Annotated in this window: 2 protein-coding genes; both read left to right on the top strand. The window is 49.7% G+C overall.

Annotation, left to right across the window (positions count from 1 at the left end; all coding sequences use genetic code 11):
* On the top strand, positions 1 to 680 hold a 680-nt coding region (locus HZF10_RS17555; RefSeq protein WP_176007547.1), incomplete at its 5' end, for a T9SS type A sorting domain-containing protein.
* A 300-nt stretch (positions 681 to 980) separates the two neighbouring features.
* Positions 981 to 7,846 (top strand): GEVED domain-containing protein (locus HZF10_RS17550; RefSeq protein WP_176007546.1); only part of this gene is annotated, 6,866 nt, incomplete at its 3' end.

Genomic DNA, 7,846 nt, shown 5'->3' with positions numbered 1-7,846 from the left:
GGTTCTCCCTTACCATGTTGACGCGTTTCAACTACGGTACGGAATACCAGGTTGAGGTTGCCGTGAAGACCAACGGTGCGTGGTCAGGATATGGTTCTCCGTGTAACGTGACCTCACCGGCCGTTCCGATGCTCACCAATTGTGGTGCGACAATCACGAGCACGTCAACGTATGTGGCGACAACCAGCTTGAACCGTGTTCAGGCTTATCGCTTCGAAATTACGAACATGACGACTTTCGAACAGATTATTGTCGATCGTTCTCAGAATTGGTTCACCTTTACCAATGTGCCGAATTTCGTTCCGGGTGCGACATATGCCGTACGCGTTGCGTTGCAGACCTCAGGTTATTGGTCGCCATTCGGTGAAGCGTGTGAAGTGATTGCTCCAGGAGCTACAAGAACTACGATTAAAGGAGATGACCAGCCTATGGTAGATTTCCGTGCCGTCGTTTATCCGAACCCTTACACCGAAAGCTTTGCGCTCGACATGGATACCTCAAGCGAGGATAAAGTCCAGGTCAAGGTGTACGACATGATCGGAAAGCTGATCGAGGAGCGCGAGTTCGCTATCGACGCCATCGAGGCACAGCAATTTGGGGAACGTTATCCTTCAGGAGTCTACAACCTCGTTGTAACCCAAGCTGGATTCGTGAAAACGCTAAGAATAATCAAGCGTTAAAATGATGTAAAAGGTTATTTAGTAATCTATTATGTGTTAAAACCCTTCTCAGAAATGAGGAGGGTTTTTTTATTATGCTTTTTGTCGAGTATTAGTGCATTTCGTCGATTTTAATAAAAATAATTTAACAAACAGTTAACTATTCTGTAAATTAACGATGCATTTTAACTCAATTTCTAAACTATGACTAAAAACTACCACTGTTTTGGGTCAGGCAGGTATGCTTTGCCCAAAAACGATGTGTTGGTAGTGGAGGAGTATTCTCCGCCACCGCCAGAAACGAGACGAAAACTCTCGAAAATGTTCAATTATTTATTGCTTTTTTTCCTCTTCTTTGGTGGGTCGGCGATTTCGCAAACCTACACGATAGGAACTGGAACGACCACAAGTAGCGCGAGCGGTGTCACGCCATTCACTACCTTGTACGAAGATGGTAGGGTTCAATATCTCTATTTGGCTTCACATCTCACCGCTGCAGGTATGACTGCCGGCAACTACGATCGTTTCGCGTTTAACTTTACGGCACTGGGAGGTCCTTTTCCCAGCAACGTAAATTTGAAAATGGGTCTTACTTCTACGGTCACGACCCTTACGGCGCTGAATACGTCGGTCCCTATGACTACGGTATTTAGTTCTGCGTCTCCTCTAACCATTACTACAGGGTGGAATACTTGGGCCTTATCCTCTGCATTCGCTTGGGATGGTACGAGCAACATTCTGGTCGAAGTATGTTTTGACGACAATTCCTGGAGTGGTAACTACACGGTTCAAACCACTCAATTCGCTTCTGGGGTCTCGAATACCTATGGGCTGTTTGACGATGGAGTTGCGGGATGCGCTATGACCACTTCGCCAAATTCCCCGCCATCAGCAGCGCAAAGACGTCATCGTCCTAACGCGCAGTTCACCAAAGTGGCCGTAACGCCGCCAAACTGCGCTACTGGTCTTTCCCCAGCCGATGTCGCGACAGGAGTTTATCGTAACCCTGTTTTGACATGGACAGCCGCTACGGGTAGCCCATCGAGTTATGATGTGTATTTCGGAACCTCTCCAACGCCTGCTCTTGCAAGCAACGTAACGGGAACTTCTTATACACCAACTGCGCCGCTATTGGCGAATACTGTTTATTATTGGCAAGTAGTACCTAAAAATGTCAACGGACCAGCCACTGGTTGCTCTGTCCAATCTTTCACTACGAGCGCCGATCTGCTATATTGTACTCCAACAACGACTTTTGGATGTACCGACGGCGATGTTATCGCAAGGGTAATCCTCAACACGCTCGACAATAACTCAGGAACCGGATGTCCTAGCGGAACTGCCGGATACTCGAATTATACTACAAACGGAGCGTTGACCACGACTCTACAAGCTGGAAGTACTTACGGCTGTACCGTATATGCGGGTCAATATCCAGAAGGATACGCCGCATGGATCGATTATAACGACGATGGGGTGTTCGATAACTCTACAGAACGCATCGGATTCTCTGTAGGTCAGGTGGCAGGAAGTGGAGTAGTAGGCCAATTAGGGTCTTCGGCCACTTTCCCTATTACGCTTTCTTGTAATCCGCCTCTTGGTCAGCACCGTTTAAGAGTGCGCGCGATGTACAACACCAATGGTTCAGCCGTTACGCCTTGTGCCAACAACAGCTATGGTGAAGTAGAAGATTATGTAATCACGATTACCGCTCCGGATCCTTGTCCTGCACCGTCAGGATTGGCTTCTGCCAACGCGACCAGCACTTCGGCCGACTTGAGCTGGAACCCGGGTTGCGTCGAGACCAATTGGGAAGTTTTCATCCAACAGCAAGGTTTAGGGGCTCCGACAGGTTCGGGAACTCCGGTTACTTCGAGTACCTATCCGGTAAGCGGATTGACTGCAGGGCCGGCTTACGAGTTCTACGTTCGTGCAAACTGTTTAGGAAACGGGTTCAGCTCTTGGGCTGGGCCGTATGTATTCACGACTCCGCCTTGTTCGACTTTGTTGACTCCTGCAGATGATACTACGAACGTTTCACTTGCGCCGGGTTATGCCGAAATCACATGGGCTTCCGCGGCAAGTGCGACGTCATATAATGTGTATTTCGGAACGACGAGCGGTTCGTTGACCAACATCGGATCGATTTCAGGAAATTTAGCCCAAATAACAGGATTGGTTTACAATACCACCTATTTCTGGTCTATCGCTCCTGTGAATGCGCAGGGTGAGACTTTGGGTTGTGCGGAGTTCTCGTTCACTACCGAAGCTGCTCCGGCAGATGACTTATGCGAGACCGCAACATCTTTGGATGCACTTACATCGCCGGTAAGCGGTGCGACTACAGGTTTGGCCGATAATTATTCGCCAAGCTGTAATTCCACTTCAACTGGAGATATCGGTCCGGACAAGTTCTACAGCATCACCGTTCCTGCCAATTATACGTTGGTAATCGGTCTTACTGCTTCCAACTATGATTCCGTACACAGCGGTTTCTACGGATCTTGTGCCTCACAAACAGAATTGTTCTGTTCGGATACTGAAATCGTAGACCATACCTGGACAAACAATACAGGTTCGACCCAAACGGTTTACTGGGTTCAGGATTCATGGTACACAGGCTCGGGAACGTTTACGTTGGCCTGGACTTTGACTCCACCGCCTGTTGCCATTACCGGATTCACTCCGGCATCGGTTTGCGGTGAAGCAGGAGGAACTGAATTCACTATTACCGGTAGCAACTTTACCGGTGCAAGCGAGGTTTATTTCAACGGAATCGGAGCACCTTCGTTTACCGTTAACAATGATAACTCGATTACCGTTACGGCACCGGCAGGAGATATCGCCGGACCGATCACGGTTTATGCACAACCAAGTTCTAACGGTTCTACTTCTAGCTCAAACAATGTTATCGTGTATCCTTTGCCTGTTGTAGATGCTATTACAGGAGGCGATGCTACGCTTTGCGAAGGAGATACTGTAGATTTGGAAAATGCTTCTCCAGGTGGTACTTGGAGTTCAGATGACGAGAGCGTCGCAACGGTTGATGCCGAAGGTTTGGTTTCTGCGGTAAGCGCCGGAGACGCTACGATTTCTTATTCGGTTACCGACAATGGTTGTACGACCGCAGTTACGACATCTATCCATGTAAATGCGCCGGTCGTTTCATCGAACCCTTCTCCTCAAACGGTTACTACAGGTAACGATGCTGCTTTCTCTGTTTCGGCTACCGGAGCAGAAGGTTATCAGTGGCAGGTTTCTGTAGATGGTGGAGATACGTTTGACAATTTGCCGGAAGCCGCTCCATACAGCGGAACTTTCACCAATACCTTGTTGATCACAGGCACACCGGATACGTTGAACGGCAACCTGTATCGCGTCATCGTTTTGGCTGCAGATCCTTGTCCTGACTACGAGTCGACTGCTGCCGTACTCAATGTCGGGGATATCGGAATCTTGATCCATCCGCAAAACGTTGCCCAATGTTCTACAAGTCTTTCGGACGCCGTTTTCACGGTAGTTGCTTCGGGAACTGTGAATTCTTATTCTTGGGAAGAAGATCAGGGGCTTGGATTCAACCCGCTTTCAGACGCAACCGTTTCAGGTATTACTTATAGCGGAACTGGAACCGACCAATTGACCGTTTCTGGTTTGACTTTGGCTAACTCAGGTTATGCTTACCGCGTAGTAGTGGTCGGACCAGCCAATTCGGCTACTTCGAATGCTGCTTCTTACACAGTTAATCAAGGTGTGAGTATCACGACCAACCCATCGAGTACTTCGGTTTGTTATTCGGGCGGAACTGCCTCATTCACATCGGCTGCCTCGGGAAGCGTCGCCGGTTATATGTGGCAATATTCTACGAACAACGTGAGCTTCAACAATGTCGTTAACGGAACGCCTACCGGAGTTACTTATACTGGGGCTTCAACGACTACTTTGAACGTCACTACCACGGCCGGCACGCCAACTGGAGGAACATATTTCTACAGAATGGTTGCAGATGGAACCGGAGTTTGTGCCGATGCTTCTTCTACAGGTGCACAATTGATGTTCAATACACCTGCCATCACGTCTCCGCCATCGGCGAGCAGTGTTTCAAACGGTACGTCGACTACGTTTACTGTCGCTACAAGCGCACCGTCTCCGTCCTACCAATGGCAGTATTCCACTTCTAGCAGCGGTCCTTGGACTAACGTTGCCAACGGAACGCCGGCTGCTTTCACGTACACAGGCGCTACAACGGCTACTTTGAACGTTGCTGCCGGAGCGGCCGCTACATCTAGCTCTGCACGTTGGTATCGTGCTATCGTGACTTCTGCAGGATGTTCGGTAAACTCAACTGGCGCCCAATTGACGGTTACGGCTTATTGTAATCCGGCACCGGGTTCACAGGATAACAACGGTATTACGAACGTAACTATCGGAACCATCAATAATACAACAGGTTCAGAAGCTGGTTATTACGGTAATTATGCCGGTATGTCTACCAACATCCAACAGTTGACTACGGTTCCTTTCAGCATCCAATATTCAACAGGATATACTTACGATACGACGATTTGGATCGACTGGAATAACAGTGCGACTTTCACTTCAGACGAAATCGTATATCAAGGTACTTCATTGGCCGACAACCCGACTACTTTGTCAGGCTCGATCAACGTTCCTTTGACCGCGCCGGTCGGCCCTCACAGAATGCGTATCGGCGGTGTGGATTCAGGTCCTTTGACCAACCCATGCTACACAGGTTCTTGGGGAACTTTCGAAGACTATACTGTAAACGTACTTGCCGCTCCTGCTTGTTCGGGAACTCCGGCAGGTGGAACAGCTACGTCTTCGGTTGCCGCAGTCTGCGTTTCCGGAACTGCTACATTAACCGCTACAGGTTATACTACGGGTGTTACCGGAGTTTCAATCCAATGGTATAACACGGTTTCGGGAGCGATTCCTGGGGCGACAAACCCAACGTATACGACTCCTGTACTAAGCGCACCTGCTTCTTATTTCCTTCGCGTGACTTGTGCCAACGGTGGTGCATTCGCCGATTCGAATACGGTTTCGATCGGAGTCAATAATCCAAGTGTGACTGGCTTCGTTCCGGGATCTCGCTGCGGAACAGGTACGGTCAACCTAAGCGCTACCGGATCTGCCGGTACAAGCGTAATATGGTATGAAGCAGCCTCTGGAGGCGCGCCTCTTTACACGGGAGAAAACTTTACCACGCCAAGCATCAGCTCGACTACAACTTATTATGTAGAAGCCAATGCAGGCGGATCATCGGGTTATGCAGGACCTTCGGGCAATGCGACTTCGACTAACGGAACTAACGTAGGAAGCCACGGTGTTTCTCTTACGACTACGATTCCAAACGTTACGATCAACAGCATCCGCGTACCATTCACCGGAACAGGAACCATAACATTCGCGTTGAAAGACACGGGTAACACCACTGTTTTGGCGTCGTATGTTTCTGGAACCGTAACGGGATCAGGATTGACTCCGATCGTAGTTCCTGTCAATATCAATATCGCGAATGCAGGAAACTACATCCTTGTCGTGAATGCCGTATCGGGAACTGTAAATAACTTGGGTTATGGAACAGGTTCATTCCCTTATACTGCACTATCAGGCGCATTCAGCATCACAAGCGGATATTGGTATGCCAACGACCCTAGCATGCTTTACATCTTCGGAGTCAACGTTTCGACAGGTTGTCCATCGGCCAGAACGGCTGTAGAAGCTACGGTGAACACACCACCGGCTTTTGCCCTCAGCGGCGGTACGGCTACTATTTGTGATGGGTCTTCGACCACGACTCCAGTAACGGTTACTACGGGTGCCGCAGATTATGACACCTATTCTTGGTCACCTTCGACAGGTGTGACCGGAAATGCAGGCTCAGGATGGACATTCAACCCGACCACTACCACTTCTTATGTGTTGACTGCAAGCAATTCGGTTTCGGGATGCGCCAACACGGCTGCATTCGCCGTGACGGTGAATCCGCTTCCTCAGAATTTCAGCGTGGCTTCGGCTACTATGTGTTCGACAGATGCGCCGGTTCAATTGTCAATGTCTTTCGGAGCGAGCGCACCGACTACAGGATGTACTTTGGTGACGTTCTCAAGTCCTTATCCTGGAACGACATTCAGCTCTGAGACTTGCGACGGAAGTTCGGTCAACTCGATTGCCACGAACTGCTACACGGGAGAATATTCCAATGTAGACGTTTCGGCCTTGACCAAATATGTATTCTCGTCTTCAGGACCTGGCGATTTGGTAACGATTACGTCTGAGGACGGAGCTACTGTTCTCGCCGCCGGACCTTCTCCTGTCACGTATGTGAACGTTGAAGCCGGTACGATACGTTTCTATTCACAAGAGGTAGCATGTGCTGCAGGTCAGGCGGTAAACAGAACGCGTTCGTTCGTTTGTTCTCCTGTAAGCGGAGGAGTTTGGTCTCCGACAACAGGATTGTTTACAGATGCTGCCGGAACCGTTCCTTACACCGGGACAGTCGCATTGAGCGTATATGCTAAACCTTCTTCGACGACTGGTTATACGGCAACTGCGACTACTCAAGAAGGATGTCCTCGCAGTGCATCGGCAACCGTGACGGTAAATATCGCAACGACTTGGTATGTAGATGCAGACGGAGATAACTACGGAGATTCTGCATTACCAACCGTATTGGCTTGTGCCCAGCCTTCAGGATACGCTGCTTTGGCAGGTGACTGTAACGATGCTGTAGCGGCAATCAACCCAGGCCATGCCGAGGTTGCTTTCAACGGTGTGGATGACAACTGTAACGGCACGATCGACGAGGGCAGCCAACTGTTCTCTCAAGTCCTTGCTTCACAGTGCGGCACTACCTTGACTTCGATCAGTTCATTGATCGGAGCCGTGAGCTTCGGAGCTCCAGTCGACGGATACCGTTTCCGCGTGGTCAACACCACTACGAACGCTGTACAGACGATCGACCGTACGGTTCCGAACTTCAGCATGACCATGCTGGCCAGCTACGACTACGCCACGACGTATTCCATCAGTGTGATGCTTCGCCGCAACGGCATCTGGCTCAACTACTACGGAAATGCGTGTCTGGTTTCTACACCGGCCGTTCTCGATCCGGGTGGGGCTGCAGCCGTTACGCCTTCACAGTGCGGTATCGTGCTTCCTAGCAT

Origin of the sequence: Flavobacterium agri, assembly GCF_013401995.1 — a bacterium.
GTDB lineage: Bacteria > Bacteroidota > Bacteroidia > Flavobacteriales > Flavobacteriaceae > Flavobacterium > Flavobacterium agri.
Note: the sequence above shows the minus strand (reverse complement) of the source record. Positions and strands in the feature narration are given on the sequence as shown.